The 18838-nt window shown below is 47.9% G+C and carries 16 protein-coding genes; all 16 read left to right on the forward strand.

Features of this window, described 5'->3' with window-relative positions; translation table 11 throughout:
• Position 1 precedes the first annotated feature (1 nt).
• The 16 genes from rbfA to MZO40_RS05755 all read left to right on the forward strand — a co-directional run bounded on the left by rbfA (position 2) and on the right by MZO40_RS05755 (position 18829).
• Positions 2 to 355 carry a 30S ribosome-binding factor RbfA gene (gene rbfA, locus MZO40_RS05680; RefSeq protein ID WP_003638955.1) on the forward strand — a complete coding sequence of 118 codons (354 nt, stop codon included), beginning with the start codon at positions 2 to 4 and terminating at the stop codon, positions 353 to 355.
• A gap of 1275 nt (positions 356 to 1630) precedes the next feature.
• On the forward strand, positions 1631 to 3088 hold the full coding sequence (locus tag MZO40_RS05685) for an MFS transporter (RefSeq protein ID WP_105961148.1): 1458 nt from the start codon (positions 1631 to 1633) through the stop codon (positions 3086 to 3088).
• A complete protein-coding gene (aroC, locus tag MZO40_RS05690; RefSeq protein WP_105961147.1) occupies positions 3081 to 4250 on the forward strand; it encodes a chorismate synthase in 1170 nt (389 codons plus the stop codon). Before MZO40_RS05685 ends, aroC begins: the two co-directional genes overlap by 8 nt.
• Before the next feature lie 9 nt (positions 4251 to 4259).
• The gene (locus tag MZO40_RS05695) at positions 4260 to 4787 is read left to right on the forward strand and encodes an amino acid biosynthesis protein (protein ID WP_088771166.1); all 528 of its coding nucleotides are present in this window, start codon (positions 4260 to 4262) and stop codon (positions 4785 to 4787) included.
• A 12-nt stretch (positions 4788 to 4799) separates the two neighbouring features.
• Positions 4800 to 6104, forward strand: coding sequence for a 3-phosphoshikimate 1-carboxyvinyltransferase (gene aroA, locus MZO40_RS05700; protein ID WP_105920010.1), 1305 nt, complete (start codon positions 4800 to 4802; stop codon positions 6102 to 6104).
• Positions 6101 to 7198, forward strand: a complete 1098-nt coding sequence (locus MZO40_RS05705) for a prephenate dehydrogenase (RefSeq protein WP_105961146.1) — start codon at positions 6101 to 6103, stop codon at positions 7196 to 7198. Before aroA ends, MZO40_RS05705 begins: the two co-directional genes overlap by 4 nt.
• Before the next feature lie 6 nt (positions 7199 to 7204).
• Positions 7205 to 7729, forward strand: a complete 525-nt coding sequence (locus MZO40_RS05710) for a shikimate kinase (RefSeq protein ID WP_105920094.1) — start codon at positions 7205 to 7207, stop codon at positions 7727 to 7729.
• A gap of 1401 nt (positions 7730 to 9130) precedes the next feature.
• On the forward strand, positions 9131 to 10054 hold the full coding sequence (truB, locus tag MZO40_RS05715; protein ID WP_105960979.1) for a tRNA pseudouridine(55) synthase TruB: 924 nt from the start codon (positions 9131 to 9133) through the stop codon (positions 10052 to 10054).
• Positions 10055 to 10066: 12 nt separating this feature from the next.
• Complete coding sequence (gene ribF / locus MZO40_RS05720; RefSeq protein ID WP_105960980.1) at positions 10067 to 11065, forward strand: riboflavin biosynthesis protein RibF; 999 nt, start codon at positions 10067 to 10069, stop codon at positions 11063 to 11065.
• Positions 11066 to 11068: 3 nt separating this feature from the next.
• Positions 11069 to 11779: an acetolactate decarboxylase gene (gene budA, locus MZO40_RS05725; protein WP_252133152.1), complete on the forward strand. Its 711-nt coding sequence runs from the start codon at positions 11069 to 11071 to the stop codon at positions 11777 to 11779.
• A 431-nt stretch (positions 11780 to 12210) separates the two neighbouring features.
• Positions 12211 to 13254 carry a heat-inducible transcriptional repressor HrcA gene (gene hrcA / locus MZO40_RS05730; RefSeq protein ID WP_003638945.1) on the forward strand — a complete coding sequence of 348 codons (1044 nt, stop codon included), beginning with the start codon at positions 12211 to 12213 and terminating at the stop codon, positions 13252 to 13254.
• A gap of 20 nt (positions 13255 to 13274) precedes the next feature.
• Positions 13275 to 13883: a nucleotide exchange factor GrpE gene (gene grpE, locus MZO40_RS05735; RefSeq protein ID WP_122217889.1), complete on the forward strand. Its 609-nt coding sequence runs from the start codon at positions 13275 to 13277 to the stop codon at positions 13881 to 13883.
• A gap of 40 nt (positions 13884 to 13923) precedes the next feature.
• A complete protein-coding gene (gene dnaK / locus MZO40_RS05740; protein WP_105960982.1) occupies positions 13924 to 15792 on the forward strand; it encodes a molecular chaperone DnaK in 1869 nt (622 codons plus the stop codon).
• A 101-nt stretch (positions 15793 to 15893) separates the two neighbouring features.
• Complete coding sequence (dnaJ, locus tag MZO40_RS05745) at positions 15894 to 17036, forward strand: molecular chaperone DnaJ (RefSeq protein WP_003638942.1); 1143 nt, start codon at positions 15894 to 15896, stop codon at positions 17034 to 17036.
• Positions 17037 to 17472: 436 nt separating this feature from the next.
• On the forward strand, positions 17473 to 18648 hold the full coding sequence (locus MZO40_RS05750; protein WP_252133153.1) for a serine hydrolase domain-containing protein: 1176 nt from the start codon (positions 17473 to 17475) through the stop codon (positions 18646 to 18648).
• Positions 18649 to 18679: 31 nt separating this feature from the next.
• Complete coding sequence (locus tag MZO40_RS05755) at positions 18680 to 18829, forward strand: teichoic acid D-Ala incorporation-associated protein DltX (protein ID WP_003638940.1); 150 nt, start codon at positions 18680 to 18682, stop codon at positions 18827 to 18829.
• Positions 18830 to 18838 lie beyond the last annotated feature (9 nt).

Genomic DNA, 18838 nt, shown 5'->3' on the forward strand with positions numbered 1-18838 from the left:
GATGGCACAACATTATCGTGTGGGTCGTCTAGAACAGGAAATCGAACGTGAAGTTAATGATATTTTATTAAAACGGGTTCGTGATCCACGGGTCGCAGGTGTGACGATTACTGGCGTCACAGTTACTGGTGACTTACAACAGGCGACCATCTACTACAGTATTTTGTCCGATAAAGCATCCGATGGCGAGAAGACGGCAGCTGGTTTGTCTAAGGCAACTGGCCTGATTCGTAGCGAATTAGGGTCACGACTTAGCATCTACAAGACGCCGGAATTAACATTTGAACGGGATAACTCTGTTCAATACGGTAGCCGGATCGATGAATTAATCAATAATTTAAAACGGCAAGACTAACCACTTGCCAAACCAAACGCCCTTGTCGCTATTGTGTGACGAGGGCGTTTTTTTAGAAACTAATTAATGTATTGTGCCCGCTAATTTGGCGTGAATCATGATTAAAACGTGCCAATTGTTTGGTTTACTGTTCGTCAGCCGATGCACTCCCTAATCCGACTTCCGGGGCCGGCTGACAATTGCTGGAACGTAAGCCGACATCGATTTGAACTTACGCAGAAGACCACTGCGCAATTTCAAATACGAGACTTATTCTAAGCCGGAAGAAGCCCACTTCCAGCTAAGAATAATTTGGCTACTGAGCATTGTCAGCCGGCCCCTCCAGTCGGGAACCCGCTCGAATGACAGATGAACAACCACCTATCTGGGTACAATTGACCACTGAATATTAGGAGACTGGTCCTTTATTCAAACGTTGAATTCGCGTCTATGATGATTTATAGCATCTAAATACTGATGAGATGATTTGAAGATTATCGATTCATTGGCAATTCGTCTTAAGATAGACGATTGAACTGAAACGTAGAATTACCTTTCAGTTTGTATTTAAGATTCGACCAATTCAATGTCTAGAGAAAATCTTGATAACGTAAAGTAAGACCGAGGATTTGACGATCCAAACGCAAGAGTGACGAGCCAGAAATCATCAGAAGTCACCCTTACCGTTAATCATTATTCTGACTGGTTACTAAGAATCAGCGATCAGTACATTAAAAATTGGGTCCGCACATGTCTGCCTTTCGAATGCCTGGAAGCCGGCATAGGAAGCATCCACCCCAGAAAGTTTACGATAACTCGCACTGTTTCCAGCGGACCTCAGCTGGCAGCACTTGAACTTAGAAAATAGCACGTTTTAATCATCTATAGTGCCAATTAGGACGTCGTACAATGCGTATTCAAACTGTTTCCAGCGGGCCACAGCTGAATAATATTTGAAACAAAATTCCAAATTAAAATGAAATTAGGGTTGACGAATCTAAATGAGAATGTTTTAATATAAACAATCAATGAAACGGAAAGGATAGATGATAATGACTCAATTCAACACGACAGCTTATTATTATGGCTTTGCTTATTTTAGGTAGCGCCCGTATTGGAACCTTAGATACGGACGGCACCTACGTTCGTGTCTAAGCAGAGTCAATTCATCTTGACCAGCTAGACACTGTGAGTCTAGCTGGAATAATAATCATCAATTGGAATTAAAATTTGATGAGCCAGCTAGATTATTCAATCTAGCTGGCCTTTTTTATTTCCATTAAGGAGTGGTGGTTTATGCATCAACGACAGTTATCAATTAGTCTCTACTTGAACTATTTTGTCCATGGTATTGGCTTGATTATTTTAACGCAAAATATGCAGGCGCTAGGGCAGCATTGGCAAACCCCGTTAGCGACAGTTTCCTACGTTATTTCAGGAATTGGGATTGGTCGATTATTCGCTTACTTTATTCTGGGCAACTTATCAGACCGGTTTGGCCGTAAAGTGTTCGTCAACATTGGGATGGCGAGTTACCTGATTTTCTTCCTCGGGATGGCCGTAGTGACCAACATTCAGGTTGCTTATGGGTTGGCGATTTTAGCCGGGGTGGCGAATTCAGCCCTCGACTCGGGCACCTATACCACGTTTATCGAGATGGGTGGTCGCCAGGGTTCCGCTAATGTCTTACTGAAAGCGTTCATGTCAGCTGGGGAATTCTTGTTACCACTGCTGGTTGCCAACCTTGAAGCCCAGCAACTCTGGTACGGGTGGTCGTTCATGTTAGCGGCGGTCATTTTACTCGTCAACGGCGTTTTGCTTAATCGGCAGCATTTTCCCGTTCGTAACCAAGCTAATGCTTCGGCTTCGGCCTTGGCCGTTCGTCAGCAAATCAGTCATGGTCGGCGTTGGCTGGCCACGATTGGGCTTGCGGGATACGGCTACACGTCGATGGCAATCATGATTCTTTACACGCAATGGATCAGCTTATTCGCGACCCGCACGTTTCATTTTTCGGCGATACTCGCACATTGGTTGTTGTCGTTATACAGCATCGGTTCGATTAGCGGCGTGCTCGTGATTTTCTGGTTATTACGCCGCGGTGTGGCAGAGACCAAATTACTAGTGGCGATGAATGTCGGATCCTTAGTTGCATTGTTGGTGATTTGTTACAGTCCAATCGCTGGACTGTCAATGATTGCGGCACTCGCATTCGGGTTTACCGCGGCTGGTGGTGTGATGCAGGTCGCACTGAACTTATTCATCAAGCTTTACCCGCAAGTTAAAGGACGCGTCACCGGTATTTACTTCACGTTTGGCAGTATTGCGTCCTTCACGATTCCGTTGATTACCGGTTGGCTGTCACAGCAAAACGTGGCGTTGGCAATGCGGTTCGATTTATTGATTGGTGTGGCCGGCATTGGTTGCGTGGGATTAGCGGCCTGGGCAATTCGCAGTCCGAAGTCACTGAGTCAAGAACGTCAGCGAATCAACCACATCGACCAACAGATCGTCCGTCTACTCAACGAGCGGTTTGATACGGTCACGGCAATCGGTGAATTAAAACAACAGCAGCAGTTGCCCGTCCTAGATCAACAACGTGAACAACGGGTGTTACATCAAGTTGCCGCCAAGAGCAAACAAACGGCCCACACGCCGTACTTACAAGCAATTTATCAAGCCATTATGCGCAACTCACGCGCTTACCAGACAGATTTGCACGATTTACACAAGGAGGAAATTAATCATGATTAACTACGTCACTGCCGGAGAATCGCATGGCCCGCAATTGAGCGGCATTTTAACCGGGATTCCCGCCGGACTTTCATTAGATATCGACGCCATCAATGCGGGGTTAGCCGCGCGACAGGGTGGGTTTGGCCGCGGTAATCGCCAACAAATCGAACACGACACGGTTCAAATTACCGGTGGGGTGCGACATGGTGTGACACTAGGTTCGCCGATCGCGTTAACCATCACCAACCGCGACCACGCGCACTGGTCAGCAATCATGGATCCACTTAGTCCTGCGACTGCGACCAATACGTTACGACAGGTGACACGGCCACGACCCGGTCATGCGGATTTGGTTGGTGGCATGAAATATGGGCACCGCGACCTGCGCAACGTGTTGGAACGGTCCTCTGCTCGTGAAACGGCCATGCGGGTGGCCATTGGTCAGATTTGCAAACAGTTGTTGGCGCAGTTGGACATTCAACTAATTGGTTACGTGCAACAGATTGGCGCGACACAAATTCCAGTCGATGGCACCCTGACTGTCAGCCAACTACAAGCACGAGTGAGCCAAAACGATTTGCGGATTGAAGCTAACGATCAAGTTGAAGCGCTGCATGACCTCATCACGGCGACTAAGAAAGCCGGTGATACCCTTGGGGGCGTGATTCGCGTCGTTGCAGAAAATGTTCCTGCTGGCCTGGGGAGCTACACGAATTGGGACACCAAGTTAGACGGGCAGTTAGCAGCTGCCGTCATGGGCGTCAACGCGATGAAGGGCGTCGAAATCGGTGATGGCTTTACGGCTGCTGGGCAATACGGAAGTCAAGTGATGGATGAAATTGACTGGGATACGGCTGCCGGCTGGTCCCGTTTGACCAATCATTTAGGCGGCTTTGAAGGCGGAATGACGAATGGCATGCCAATTGTGATCAAAGCCGCAATGAAGCCGATTCCAACCCTTTACAACCCATTACAAAGCGTCGACATTGCGACTAAAGTTCGTCAAAAGGCTAGCGTTGAACGTTCGGATACGACGGCCATCGTGCCAGCCTCGTTGGTGGTCGAGAGTGTCGTGGCGATCGAACTGGCGCGGGCGCTGACTGCCACGTTTGATGGGAGTAACTTACAACGGCTACAGCGGATGGTGGCCGACTACCGCGACGAACTTCGGCAATATTAGGACGCCAATATGGAAATTCATACATTAGGTCCCACAGCGACCGATAGTTACGCGGCAGCGCGGACTTATAACCAACGTGTCTGGCAGGGGCAGGCGACGATTGTTGGCCATCCCAGTTTTGAATCGATTTTGACGAATCTGAACGCTTACCAGGGTGCGCAACTCGTGATACCCGCGGCCTTCAAATCGCCAACGCTGCATGCAAGCTGGGGCGATGTCCACTACGCCTTGCTGAATCAGTTGACATTGTGCGATTGTTTTATGACCAAACTGGATCCCTTAGTGGTTGTCCAACGGTTAGATGCCGACAACCAGATTGGCTATACGCACGCCGCAACAGCACAATTGCTCAAACGATTAGTCCAGCGGGTGACAGTCCAAACTGCTGCCAGTAAATACTTAGCGTATCAGGCCTATCAAGAAAATCAGGCCGCCTACGTCTTAACCAACGAAAAAAATGTGACATTAACGCACAATGAACGCCAACTCGCGCGCCTGACACCATCGATGGTGTGGTGCGTCTATCAAATTAATTAGGGATGATGATTGATGATAAAAACATTAACTGGAGCGCCCAAAATCGGCCTACATGGGACATTAGCGGTTCCTGGCGATAAGAGTTTATCGCATCGCGGTCTGATCTTAGGGGCCATCAGTCAGGGGACAACGACGCTCCACGGCTTTTTACCCGCTGCTGACTGTCTGTCCACTCTGACTGCACTGCAGGCGTTAGGCGTCCCGATTCACCGCGATGGGACGACGGTTACGATTACTGGGCGCGGGTTACACGGGTTATCCCAACCCAAGCAGCCGCTAGATATGGGAAATGCGGGAACGGCCACTCGGTTACTAGCCGGTTTGTTAGCCGGACAACCGTTTGCAACGACACTGATTGGGGATGCTTCACTGAGCCGTCGTCCAATGGAACGTGTGCGGCAACCTTTGCAGGCGATGGGGGCTCACATTGAGCTAACCGCGGGACATTTACCAATGAGGATTAATGGGCAACGACTACACGGTGGTCATACCGACATGCAGGTAGCTAGCGCGCAAGTCAAAAGTGCCCTGATCCTTGCGGCATTACAAGCGGACGGCCCCAGTACGATCGTCGAACAATTACCGACTCGTGACCATACCGAACGATTATTACGTCAATTTGGTGGCCATATCGAAACTGCGGCGGATGAACGTACGATTACCGTAACGCCACAACCACAATTGCAGGGTCAAACGGTGCAGATTCCCGGCGATTTTTCTTCGGCAGCGTTTTTTCTGACAGCCGCCAGCATCGTGCCAAAAGCCCATATTCGCTTGACCCAGGTCGGACTAAATCCAACGCGCACCGGTCTATTGAATGTTTTGCAGCGGATGGGTGGCCATGTTACCGTAACGCCGCAAACTCAAACCACTGAACCAGTGGGAGACATTGAAGTATCCTGTGCGCAGTTGCATCCGATTCACCTGACGGCTGCCGATATTCCAGCTATTATTGATGAACTCCCATTAGTGGCCTTGTTAGCTGCCACGGCGGATGGTATCAGTACGGTTAGTGGCGCTGCAGAATTGCGCGTCAAGGAGACCGACCGGATTGCGACTATCGTGACTGAGCTGCAAAAACTCGGCGTGGTGATTACGGCCCAACCGGATGGATTTACGATTGATGGTCGGGCAACTTGGCACCAACCAAAAGAGAATTTGGATAGTCATGGTGATCATCGAATCGGCATGATGATGGCCATTGCGGCATTACGGCTCCCTCAACCGACGCAACTCGCAGGTGCCGAAGCAGTCGACATTTCATACCCGACCTTTTTTGAAGATTTAGCACAGCTTTGTCAGGGGGTGCGTGTATGACAACAGTCTTAGTCAAGGGGATTGGTTTAATTGGTAGTTCATTGGCATTAGCAATCAAACAAGCTCACCCGGAAATGCGGGTGCTCGGGAGTGACTGCGATGTCGCCAGTCTGAGCTATGCCCAACAGCAAGGCATCATTGATGCGGCCGTTAAGGATTGGCAGGCTGCCGCACTGCAAGCGGATGTCATTTTGTTGGCGGGACCGGTCAATGTCATCGTGGCAGACTTAAAAACGCTCGCGACCTTAACACTGAAACCCAACGTGCTGGTCACGGATGTTGGTAGTACCAAACAACAAGTTGTACAAGCCGCACAGCCGTTACAACAACGGGGGATCAACTTTATCGGTGGTCACCCGATGGCAGGGTCGCATAAGTCAGGGGTGACGGCCGGTCGCGCGGATTTGTTTGAGAATGCCTTTTACTTTTTGATTCCTGGTCGCACGTCCGATACCGTCGTGACGCAATTACAAACGTTACTGTCGGCGACGCGGGTTAAATGGTTGACGGTGACGGCGCGCCAACACGACCGAATCGTGGGCCAGTTGAGCCATTTGCCGCACGTGGTTGCCGCCGCACTCGTCAATCAGACCCAACAGGTGTTGGCCGATTCACCATTAGGCTTGCGACTCGCTGCCGGTGGCTTTAAAAGCATTACCAGAATTGCCAGTTCTGATCCGACGATGTGGACGGCGATTTTGGCCACTAATGCTGAACTTGTAACCAGTGAATTGCAGGGTTATATTGACCAATTGAGTGACATTAAGACGGCCATCACTCATCAAGATGCGACTCGTGTTCATGAGTTTTTTGCGACGGCCAAAGTCACCCGTGACCGGCTTGGACCAGAACAACTGGGTGGGCTACCTAACTTTTATGACCTGTTTTTAAACGTGCCTGACCAGGTTGGGACGATTGCGGATGTCACTCAACGTTTGGCAGCTGCAAAGTTGAGCTTGGTGAATATTCATATTTTAGAAATTCGAGAAGAAATCGACGGCGTTTTACAGCTGACGTTCAACGATGCCGTTGCACAAAATGAGGCGGCAACTTTATTAACGACAGCCGGATACCAGATCGTGAGGAGGAATTAATTAATGATACAAGCAATTTTAATTGGATTTATGGGTAGTGGCAAGACAACGGTCGGCCGGATTCTAGCGCGCAGTCTAGCAACTGCCCACGCGGATTTGGATGACTTGATCGTCCAACAAGCGGGGCGGCCAATTACGACGATTTTTGCTGAACAGGGTGAGGCCTACTTCCGACAGTTAGAACACCAAACCCTGTTGCGTGCGCTTCAAGCAACCGGGGTGCTTTCAACCGGTGGCGGTACACCGACGATTGCGATGAATGCGGTTAGTCTAAAACAAAGTACGGTACCCGTCATTTGGTTAACTGCAAATGATGACACGATTATTCAGCGGGTCCAACAAGATTCCGGGCGGCCACTAGTCAATCAATTAGACCAGACAAGCCTACTCGCGCTCAAACGGCGTCGCCAAGCGTTATATGCCGATGTCGCCGACTTAACGATCGCCACCGACCAATTGACGCCCGCGCAAATTGCTGACCAGATTCAGGGCTGGCTCAGCGATCAGCGTGCGGTACGGCAGGCTGAATAAGTATCACGGATTGTGCGTCATGAATAATGGTTAAAACGTGCCATTTAGTTGGATTACTGTTCGTCATCCGATGCGCTTCCTAGTCCGACTTCCGGGGCCGGCTGACAACGCTGGAACAGGGCGGACATCGATTTGAACTCACGCAGAAACCCACTGCGCAATTTCAAATACGAGTCTTCTTCTAGCCCGGGAAACCCGCCCGGACAAGAAGAATTTCGCCCTTGAGCATTGTCAGCCAGCCCCTACAGTCGGGAAACCGCTCGAATGGCAGATGAACGACCACTTATCTGGGTGCAATTGACCATTGAATATTAAAAGACGGGCCCTTCATGCGAACTTTGAACAACAACATTGATGATAATTTGTGGTGCTCATTTACCAGTAAGTCTGAAGATTATCACTTGATTCAATGGAAATTAGGCTAAAAATCAGACGATAAAATTGCCATCAGTGTAGAATTTGAGGTTTTAACGGTTGCGTCGACAAAGAAAGTTCCGTTAATGTTCAGCTATGCTGATGGTTCATCGTTTTACAGCACGGATAAGTCAGTTTGAATATTAATGAAAATTAGTGAAATTTGTCTTACCGGCGAATATCAAAATGGCTGTTATTAAGTGTCAACGACCATTCCATTAAAAGGTTGGGTCCACACATATCTGCCTTTCGAATACCATCCAGGCTGGAAGGTATTTCTGACAATGCTCAGCGTTTTTCAGAGTGTGAGGTTCAGACGGGTTGGGACTGAGGATTAGCCTAGCTAGAGCGTTAAGCGGTGAATTTCCGCTTGGTCTCTGGCGTAGCTAACCGGAAGTCCCAGTCTGACCCGAACACGTTTCATCCATACTGCAGCTAACGTGAAAGACCAGTATTTAAGACGTGGGTTCTCGGCTTAAATCTGTGTCCATCGCGTTCCAGCGTTGTCAGAAATGCCTGGAGGCCGGTATAGGACGTTTCTATCGCTGAAAGTTTACGTAAACTCGAGCCGTTTCCAGCGGGCCTCAGCTGGCTGCTTTTGAACTTAAGAATTGGGATCTTTTAACCATCTTTAGTGCCAGCTCACAATGTATCATTGCCATTAAATGCATAATATCAATCACATCATAACCGCGCTTGCTCTAAACCAGCGCGGTTTTTGTGCGGTGAGTGAGCAACTAGGTCGGACAGTAGCTAGTAAAGGCTAATCAGTGGAGACGATGAATTCACGTATTAATCCGCTTACATATTGGGTGGATGTGGTATACTGAAAAATGTCGATTAATCTGCTTTTCGTGGTGCCATGACCACATTAGCGATGGTAGGTCAGCAGCTGACTTAGCGAGAACAGTGATTAATCCGGATGAGAACGAAATACCATTAATCTAACCGAAACGATTAAGTGAACGATTATTAGAGGAGTTTTTTATGTTAAACGGGATTCTACCATTATATAAACCACGCGGAATGACTAGTTTTGACTGCGTTGCAAAAATTCGGCGGTTGTATCAAACCCGCAAAGTTGGTCACTCTGGGACGCTGGATCCAAATGTGGACGGTGTCTTGCCGATTTGTATCGGGAATGCGACCAAGGTCGTGCAATTTCTAGTGGCTTCTGGTAAAGAATATCAGGGCAGTATTACACTGGGCTTCGCCACAACGACTGAAGACTTAGATGGTGATGAAATCGCTCGTCAAGCTGTCGATGCCCCGTTTTCTGATGCCGCGATCGATGACGCACTCGCCCAAATGACGGGGGAGATCACGCAGATCCCGCCCATGTTTTCGGCGGTCAAAGTTAATGGACGGCGGCTCTATGATTATGCCCGGCATGGTGAGACAGTCGAACGGCCGCAACGGCACGTGACGATTACCAGCTTCAAACAACGCCAGCCCGCAACTTATGATTCAGAAGCCAAGACGCAGACGATTTATTTCACGGTCGCCTGCAGTAAAGGGACCTACGTCCGCACGTTAGCCGTTGATGTGGGCCGGGCACTCGGGGTTCCAGCCGTCATGAGTGACCTGACGCGCCTCAAGAGCGGCGGTTTTACCCTTGATGAAACGGTGACTTTTGAAGAAATTGCGGCGCATGCAGATGCCGGGACAGCTGGCGAATTGCTAGCACCTATCGACAAAGCACTCAGTCAATACCCACGGGTGACTTTGACTGATGAACAGTGGCAGCGCGTGAAGAACGGTGCCCCGATTTCAGCCGCTGAGGGGCAACAATCCGCACCAGATGCGAACACGATGGTTGCGTTAGTTTACCAAAACAGCCTAAAATGTCTATATAGTTATCGACCGGACGAACAGCGGTACAAGCCGTTTAAAATGTTTGCGGTCAATTAAGGAGTTTTTGTCATGCAGGTGATTAATTTAAAGTACCCCGTGGCGGCGAGCCAAATTCCCGCTGGGCCAATTGTCTTGGCGCTCGGCTTTTTTGACGGCGTTCACCGCGGACATCAACAAGTTGTCGCAACTGCGCGTCAAGCCGCCCAAACTCAGGGGGCCAAGCTCGCAGTGATGACGTTTGACCAGCATCCCTCGGTCGTTTTTCAGCACACGGATCCGCAACAGGTGCGATATTTGACCACGATCGACCAAAAGACCACGCTGATGGCTGAACTAGGCGTCGACATTTTATACGTGCTGCATTTTGATGCAACGGTCGGTGCCATGCCACCGCAAACGTTCGTTGACCAGCTGATTGTGGGGCTACACGCCACCACCGTCGTCGCAGGCTTTGATTACACGTATGGTCCGGCTGATATCGCGAATATGCAACGGCTCAACGACTATGGCCGCGACCGGTTTAACATTATCGAAGTGCCCAAAGCGGAATTGGATGCTGAAAAAATCAGCTCTACACGCATTCGACAGGCATTGGATGACGGCCAAATTGACGTCGCCAACCGTTTATTAGGCTATCAATATGAAACTGCCGGTGAGGTCGTCCATGGTGAAGCCCGTGGAAGGACGCTTGGATTTCCGACTGCCAACGTGGCGCATGATTCGAATACCAGAGTGCCGGGAATCGGCATTTATGCGACGATGGTCAAAACGGGCAGTCAATGGGTGATGGGGATGGCCTCAGTTGGGCGCAACGTCACGTTCGGCGATCATCGGCCGATTACCGTTGAAATTTATTTGCTCGATTTTCATGGTGACTTATACGGTCAGCATTTGACCGTTCGGTGGGGTCACCGAATGCGCGGGGAAATCAAATTTTCTGGCGCGGATGCGCTTGTCGAGCAGTTAAAACATGACGAACAAGCGACGCGTGATTATTACGACGCACACCCATTCCAAGCAACACCACGGTTACAAGTGACAGCACAATCAAATTCATTGGAGGCATAGATGATGGATACAAGCACAATTTTTCAACACGGCACACTCGGTTTACTCGTTCCTGGTTTATTTGATGGCACGATTACGGCTGGTGAACTCTTAACGCATGGAGACACGGGCATCGGGACGTTGGACGGGTTGAACGGAGAGGTCATTATTTTGGATGGCCATGCTTATCAGGCGCGTGAAGACGGTCAGATTCGCGAGATTGCGGCTGATGAGACCTTGCCATTTGCATCGGTGCACTTTGAAAAGCCAACGATCAGTGCACAACTTGCTGACCTGAAGCAAGCTGACTTTGAACAACAAGTGATTTGTGATTACCGGTTGACCAACGTCTTTGCTGCGATTCGTGTCGACGGGACGTTTGCTAAGGTCAAGACCCGGGTTGCGCCACGGCAGGAACCGCCTTACAAGACATTGGTTGAAGCAACGGCGACCCAACCAGAATTTACCGGTGAAAACGTCGATGGCACGATCATTGGCTACTATGCACCACACTTGTTCCAGGGTGCGACGGTAGGTGGCTTCCATTTGCACTTTCTCAGTGCTGACCACCAATTAGGCGGCCACTTACTGGGCTTTGAAATTGCGCAAGCGACGTTGAAAGTGCAACATTTTGCTGATTTCCACGTGCACTTGCCAATTGATAATGAAGCTTATCTACAAGAACAATTTGATAATGAAACGATCGACCACGCCATCAATAAAGCGGAACGCTAGATTAGTCAACGACGGCGCTTGGTTGCTTGGTTGGAATCAAGCTCAACTCTCGGAAATGAATCATTTCTGGGAGTTTTTTAGTTGGCGCTTTGTTTGAAGGTTGGCTTGCTAATTTAAAATTGCTGATAATGCTTGAACGACCGAGACAAGCGGTGCGTTTAAGACCGTCAACTCGGGACCGACAAACTAGCAAACACGATACAGGCATCCCGCTTGCATTGCCTAATTAAAGGGTGTATATTAGCACTCGAAGGTTAGGAGTGCTAAAGCTGATCAAGGTGAAGCCAGCCTTTACATGGCAATGGTTTCTGAAATGAAATCAGTGACATTCTTTTCCAGAAATACTTTGTCTTTCCTTGACTTTCGTCGGGGGGGTTGTTATATTAGTAATTGTGTTAGCACTCCATTAAGTTAAGTGCTAAAAAGAGGTGATGATCACGTTAACTGAACGACAAAGCCTAATTTTAACGGCAATTGTCCGTGACTATACCGAGGGCGGTAATCCAGTCGGCTCCAAAACGTTGGTTCAAGAACTACCGATGAAGGTCAGTTCGGCAACGATTCGTAATGAAATGGCGCATTTGGAAGACTTAGGGTTAATCGTCAAAACGCATTTGTCTTCAGGTCGGATTCCATCGATCAAAGGGTATCGCTACTATGTTGATCATATTTTGAAACCCGAAAAGGTTGATAGCCAAGACTTGAAGGTGATTCAACATTCGCTAGGTGGCGAGTTTCATAAGATTGATGAAATCGTGGCTCAGTCAGCGGATATTTTATCACAGCTCACGAGTTACACGACTTTTACGTTGCGACCAGAGTTAAAGGACAGTCGCTTAAGTGGATTTCGATTGGTGCCATTAGGTAATCACCAGGTCATGGCTATTCTGGTGACGAATAACGGTGATGTCGAGAACCAGACGTTTACGATTCCTAATGATATTTCGGGAGATGAGCTCGAGCCAGTCGTTCGCTTTATCGATGATCAACTGGTTGGCCTGCCGTTACAAGACGTCCTCCGTCAATTGAATCATGAGATTCCAATGAAGCTTGCACAGTACTTGCAAGATCCAGATGGGTTCTTAGATATCTTTGGCAGTGTGTTGTCCAAGGCAGCTTCTGAGCGCTTCTATGTTGGCGGTAAGTTGAATCTATTCAACTATACCGACCAGCAGAGCCCTAAGGAATTAAGGTCATTGTACTCGTTACTGGATCAAACGGATCGCTTAGCTAATGTGATTGGCCCACCTGGTCAGCACATTCAAGTGCGTATCGGTAATGAGATCACCAACGATTTGCTGAAGAACTACAGTTTAATCACGGCGACTTACGATGTTGATCAGCACGGTCAAGGGGTCATTGCACTGCTTGGACCGACTGCAATGCCGTACTCGCGGATGATTGGACTGATGGGCGCGTTCCAGCGTGAACTGGCCCGCAAATTATTAGATTACTACCGGTACTTTGACGAGTGACGGACAGGGAGATGAAAACATTGGCAAAAAAATCAACGCGTGCGACGTCTGAGGAGACTCAGTCGACGTCCACTGATTCAGCGACAACTTCAACTGCCAGTGAAACTGCAAAGGCAGCAACGAGTGCAACTGAGCAAGCCGAGCAAACTGCAAAAGCCACTCAAGTTGACCCACAAGCGCAGCAAATTGCTGATTTAAAAGCGCAGTTAACTGATAAAGACGATCAATTACTACGCGCACAGGCCGAAATCGTTAACATGCAAAACCGCAACAAGAAAGAACAAGCGGCGTTGCTCAAGTATGACGGTCAGGCTCTCGCAAAAGACGTTTTACCAGTTCTAGATAATCTGGAACGGGCGTTGGCAACTGAAGCGGACGATGAAGCGGCCCAACAGTTGAAGAAGGGTGTTGAGATGGTCTATGGTCATCTACAAGATGCTTTGAAGAAACACGGGGTCACTGAAGTTGCGGCTGCGGGTGAAAAGTTTGATCCGAACGTTCACCAAGCTGTTCAAACAGTGCCGGTCGATGATGATCACCCAGCTGATACTGTGGTTCAAGTCTTACAACGGGGTTACCTGTTAAAAGATCGGACCCTCCGTCCAGCGATGGTCGTTGTGGCACAATAAATCAAAAAATAAAATTAATTTAAAAGAGGTTTGTTAATTTATGGCAAGTAATAAAATTATCGGGATTGACCTCGGGACTACTAACTCTGCGGTAGCGGTTCTTGAAGGTACAGAACCTAAAATTATCACGACTCCTGAAGGTGGCCGGACGGTGCCATCAGTAGTTGCTTTCAAAGATGGCGAAACTCAAGTTGGTGAAGTTGCTAAGCGGCAAGCAATCACCAACCCAAATACGGTTGCTTCAATCAAGCGTCACATGGGTGAAGCAGGCTACAAAGTTTCTATCGAAGGTAAAGACTACACCCCACAACAAATTTCAGCGATGATCTTACAATACATCAAGAGCTTTGCTGAAGATTACCTTGGCGACACAGTTGAAAAAGCGGTCGTTACGGTACCTGCTTACTTTAACGATGCACAACGGCAAGCCACTAAGGATGCTGGTAAGATTGCCGGTTTAAACATTGAACGGATTATTAACGAACCAACTGCCGCTGCTTTGGCATATGGTTTGGATAAGACCGACAAAGATGAAAAAATCTTAGTTTATGACCTTGGTGGTGGGACCTTTGATGTCTCCATCTTGGAATTAGGCGATGGGGTCTTCGAAGTGTTATCAACGAATGGTGATACTCACCTTGGTGGTGACGACTTTGACCAAAAGATCATCGACTGGTTAATTGCCAACTTCAAAGCTGACAACGGTGTCGACTTGTCACAAGACAAGATGGCTTTACAACGGTTAAAGGATGCTGCTGAAAAAGCGAAAAAGGACCTCTCGGGGGTTTCTGAAGCACAAATCAGCTTACCATTCATTTCCGCTGGTGCCAGTGGCCCATTGCATTTGGAAACCACGCTAACGCGTGCCAAATTCAACGAATTGACTTCTGACTTGGTTGAAAAGACACGGATCCCAGTTGAAAATGCGTTGAAGGATGCTGATTTATCCGCTAGCGACTTAGACGTTGTTATCTTAAATGGTGGTTCTACTCGGATTCCAGCCGTTCAAGAAGCCGTTGAAAAGTGGACTGGCAAGGAATCTAACCACTCCATCAACCCTGACGAAGCGGTTGCTTTAGGTGCCGCAGTTCAAGGTGGTGTGATTACCGGTGATGTTAAGGACGTTGTTTTACTTGATGTAACGCCACTTTCACTTGGTATTGAAACCATGGGTGGGGTCTTCACTAAGTTGATCGATCGTAACACAACGATTCCAACTAGCAAGTCCCAAGTCTTCAGTACGGCAGCCGATAACCAACCAGCTGTTGACATTCATGTCTTACAAGGTGAACGGCCAATGGCAGCTGACAACAAGACACTCGGTCGGTTCCAATTAACGGATATTCCGGCTGCACCTCGTGGGGTTCCTCAAATCGAAGTTAAGTTCGATATTGATAAGAACGGTATCGTGAACGTTTCTGCTAAGGATATGGGTACGAACAAAGAACAAAAGATTACCATCAAGAGTTCATCGGGTCTTTCTGACGACGAAATCGATCAAATGGTCAAGGAAGCCAAGGAAAACGAAGATGCCGACAAGAAGCGTAAAGAAGAAGTTGACTTGAAGAACGAAGTTGACCAATTGATCTTTACGACTGACAAGACTTTGAAGGAACTTGAAGGTAAAGTTTCTGAAGACGAAGTTAAGAAGGCACAAGATGCTCGCGATGCTTTGAAGAAGGCACAAGACGATAACAACATTGACGAAATGAAGGCCAAGAAGGATGATTTGAACAAGATCGTTCAGGACTTATCCGTTAAGTTGTATCAACAAGCTCAAGAAGCTCAGGGTAGTCAAGCTGGTGCTGACGGCAGTGCCGCTGGTAACACAGATTCAGCCAAGAGCGGTGATGACAACACGGTTGACGGTGACTTTGAAGACTTGGATAAAGACAAGGACAAGAAGTAAAATCGTCAGAACAAAAGGCCAAGGCCACGTGGCTTTGGCCTTTTTAGTTCAAATATGCTAGTATTAATGAGACTTAATTTAAGGTTCATTAGGAGGTTACAATGGCAGAGCAAGACTTATATAAGGTTCTGGGTGTTGAAAAGGATGCCAGTCAGGACGAAATCAAGAAAGCGTATCGGAAGCTTTCGAAGAAGTATCATCCTGATTTGAACCATGAACCTGGCGCGGAAGAAAAATTCAAAGCAGTCAACGAAGCGTACGAAACACTCGGTGACGCCCAAAAACGGGCTCAGTATGATCAATTTGGGTCAACTGGTGGCCAACAAGGCTTCGGCGGTGGTGCCGGTGGTTTTGGTGGTCAAGACTTTGGCGGCTTCGGTGGCGGTGGCTTCGAAGATATTTTCAGTTCGTTTTTCGGTGGCGGCGCTGGTGGCTCACGGCGAGCTAATCCAGCTGGTCCGCAACAGGGACGCGACTTACAATATGAGATGTCACTGAAGTTTGAAGATGCCATCTTCGGTAAGAAGACCACGATCACTTATAATCGCGAAGAACAATGTAAGACTTGTGAAGGTACCGGTGCTAAGCCAGGGACTTCGCCAGTAACTTGTTCGAAGTGTCATGGTGCTGGGTACATTCAAGTTCAGACGAATACCCCACTTGGTCGGATGATGAGCCAACAAGTCTGTGACGTTTGTCATGGGACTGGTAAGGAAATCAAGGACAAGTGTGCCACTTGTGGTGGGACTGGCCATACTGAACAAAGCCATTCCATCAAAGTGACGGTCCCAGCCGGGGTTGAAGAAGGCCAACAGATGCGTCTTCAAAACCAAGGTGAAGCCGGGACAAACGGTGGTCCATACGGGGATCTGTTCATCATCTTTAGAGTTGAACCTAGCAAGGATTTTGAACGGGATGGCGCGACCATCTACTTCAAGTTGCCAATCGACTTTGTTCAAGCGGCCTTGGGTGATGAAGTTCAAGTCAAGACGGTTCACGGGGACGTTAAGTTGAAGATTCCGGCTGGAACTCAGACGGGAACGACTTTCCGGCTTCGTGGCAAGGGTGCCCCACGTCTACGTGGTAATGGGAACGGTGACGAACGGGTCACGGTCAACATTGAAACGCCTAGCCATTTGAACAAAGGCCAAAAAGAAGCGTTGAAGAGCTTCGCCAAAGCCAGCGGTAAAACGGTCGCTGGTAACGGCAAGAGTTCACTCTTCGATAAGTTACGTGGTGTTTAACGCCAGTCAATTCATTCCAGAATCGTACAAGTAGCAGTCGATCATCTTTCATGAAAATGAAAGGTGACCGACTGCTTTTTTTCGTGGCCTTGTAAAGTGAGACCACTCTGTTTATTAACTAACTTTTCAGTAGCGCGGTTTTTGCTCAAACGGTTACATTATCCTGTCATCTCGTGAATCGTGAGTGCTAGAATTAGTCAAGGAGGTGAAGTAATACGTCGTTAACGTGTGGGGGCCTAACGTTGATGTTACAAAACCGTTACAAATATGTCATGTTCAGACACGCAAATGCAGGTTTTTGTTCTTTTTGAGGTATCGCCCGTACAAGCACCTGTTCGGTTGGTACACTGATATTTGAACTTAGCGTCCTATTAGCAAATAGCGCTAATATCACCAATCAGTTCGTAATTGATAGCTAATGGGGAGGTTCATCATTGTGAAGCGAAGCAAACTTTTAGTCACAGTTTTGCTTGGACTGCTGATTGTTGGTGCTGGGGGTGGCTACTATGTCTATCATACCGAGCGACAGGCCGCAATTGCTAAGAAACAACAAACCAAAAAGGCGCGTAACAAAAAAGCAGCCTTGAAAGACAGTATCTTGAGTCAGAAGGTTAATCAGATCTCGTTTTCAAACAACCAGGATACGAATCAACAGATTACTAAAATACTCAATCTAAGCCATTTTGTTGGTTCAGCCTTGGTCGTCAAGAACGACCACGTCATTTACCAACGGGCTTTTGGTTACGCGAACAAAGCGAAAAACGAACGTAATCAAGTCGATTCTAAGTATCAGATTTTATCGATTCAAAAATCGATGACGGCCGTTGGTATTATGCAGCTCGTCAAAGCGGGGAAAATTAAGTTGACTGACCCGATTTCGATGTACTATCCAACACTCAAGCATGGTCGTCAAACGACGATTCGGCAGATGTTGGATATGACCACGGGATTTCGACTTAAGAACGGGTCAAAGGAGTACTTGCCGGAGAATAAAGTCATTGATTACGCGAAACATAATGTCTACTATTATCCGGACAAGAATGGCATCTCGAATTACTCATCGGTCAATTTCTTACTGTTGGCGGGTATTATTCGTCAAGTCACGGGGGAAAGTTATCAACATTTCTTCACGGAACGGTTTATTGATAAGTTGGACTTACAATCGACTGGTTTTCTGATTCATGGTCAGGGCCAACATGCCACGACCGGATACCGCGGACCGGCTGATCAAACGGTTCCAGATTATCAAGAAACAATGCCAGAAACTAAGGCACAGATGGCCAATGAGTTAGGCACAGGACAAGTTTATATGAGCGTTCACGACTTATTTACGGTCGAAAGCGCGATTTTGAAAGGAAAATTGCTTCCTAAAAAGGATGTGGCAATTTTACACACCCGGACTGCAACTGGTGAATATGGTGGCGGGGTTTATAACATTAGCAATGGGATCCGGTCGCACGGACTGGGCTATGGTTATGAATCGAGCGTCTTCTTGTCACCGGATGGCAAGACTGGGGTCGTCTTAATGAGCAATTATTATCGGAAAGCTGCACCAATTCAGCCTGCAGCCAATAAAATTTTTGCCGATTTAATGAATGGTAGTATCAAATAACGTATTTCGTGATATTAGGGGAGGTGAAAGCATGTTTGCAAAGTTGAAAGCTTGGTTTCAACGGCCGGTTGTTCAATTCATTGCACTTACAGTCTTCTATTTTGCTGTCATGCTTGCCTTGGTTTATCTGTATGGGTATAGCGGAATCAACCAAGCGAAATTTATTTACAACGAATTTTAATTAGGTACC

Source organism: Lactiplantibacillus sp. B652 (assembly GCF_023806745.1).
Lineage (GTDB): Bacteria > Bacillota > Bacilli > Lactobacillales > Lactobacillaceae > Lactiplantibacillus > Lactiplantibacillus pentosus.

Coding starts and splice junctions, on each gene's coding strand:
- rbfA (WP_003638955.1), top strand. CDS start 2: ATGGCACAACATTATCGTGTGGGTCGTCTAGAACAGGAAATCGAACGT.
- MZO40_RS05685 (WP_105961148.1), top strand. CDS start 1,631: ATGCATCAACGACAGTTATCAATTAGTCTCTACTTGAACTATTTTGTC.
- aroC (WP_105961147.1), top strand. CDS start 3,081: ATGATTAACTACGTCACTGCCGGAGAATCGCATGGCCCGCAATTGAGC.
- MZO40_RS05695 (WP_088771166.1), top strand. CDS start 4,260: ATGGAAATTCATACATTAGGTCCCACAGCGACCGATAGTTACGCGGCA.
- aroA (WP_105920010.1), top strand. CDS start 4,800: ATGATAAAAACATTAACTGGAGCGCCCAAAATCGGCCTACATGGGACA.
- MZO40_RS05705 (WP_105961146.1), top strand. CDS start 6,101: ATGACAACAGTCTTAGTCAAGGGGATTGGTTTAATTGGTAGTTCATTG.
- truB (WP_105960979.1), top strand. CDS start 9,131: ATGTTAAACGGGATTCTACCATTATATAAACCACGCGGAATGACTAGT.
- ribF (WP_105960980.1), top strand. CDS start 10,067: ATGCAGGTGATTAATTTAAAGTACCCCGTGGCGGCGAGCCAAATTCCC.
- budA (WP_252133152.1), top strand. CDS start 11,069: ATGGATACAAGCACAATTTTTCAACACGGCACACTCGGTTTACTCGTT.
- hrcA (WP_003638945.1), top strand. CDS start 12,211: ATGATCACGTTAACTGAACGACAAAGCCTAATTTTAACGGCAATTGTC.
- dnaK (WP_105960982.1), top strand. CDS start 13,924: ATGGCAAGTAATAAAATTATCGGGATTGACCTCGGGACTACTAACTCT.
- dnaJ (WP_003638942.1), top strand. CDS start 15,894: ATGGCAGAGCAAGACTTATATAAGGTTCTGGGTGTTGAAAAGGATGCC.
- MZO40_RS05755 (WP_003638940.1), top strand. CDS start 18,680: ATGTTTGCAAAGTTGAAAGCTTGGTTTCAACGGCCGGTTGTTCAATTC.